The 281-nt window shown below is 60.5% G+C and carries 1 protein-coding gene; it reads left to right on the forward strand.

The window, feature by feature from the left end:
- Nucleotides 1-135: 135 nt before the first annotated feature.
- Nucleotides 136-276, forward strand: coding sequence for a hypothetical protein (locus tag EN859_RS38590; protein ID WP_189502614.1), 141 nt, complete (start codon nucleotides 136-138; stop codon nucleotides 274-276).
- Nucleotides 277-281 lie beyond the last annotated feature (5 nt).

Below are 281 nucleotides of genomic sequence, written 5' to 3' on the forward strand. Positions count from 1 at the left end.
AGAGCAAGATGTTGTTGGAAAGGCCGGCGCCAATGGGGTGCAAATGCCATTGCAGGGCCATAAAGACTTGAAAAGCGTCGGCGCTCGGCTACACCCGTCGAGCGATTTGTCGGCAATGGAAGCATACGGGGCAAGATGCCATCATCTTTGATCCGGCGCGGGGTGTGGGCGATCGGCGTTGCCGTGCTCGTCATCGCGCTCGCGGTCGCGGCACTGCCGCTGATTGCCTCGACCCGCATCGTCCGCGACCGCATCGCTTGGGAATTGAGGGTCTGAATGAA

This window comes from Mesorhizobium sp. M00.F.Ca.ET.216.01.1.1, from assembly GCF_004010325.2.
Lineage (GTDB): Bacteria > Pseudomonadota > Alphaproteobacteria > Rhizobiales > Rhizobiaceae > Mesorhizobium.

Coding starts and splice junctions, on each gene's coding strand:
- EN859_RS38590 (WP_189502614.1), top strand. CDS start 136: ATGCCATCATCTTTGATCCGGCGCGGGGTGTGGGCGATCGGCGTTGCC.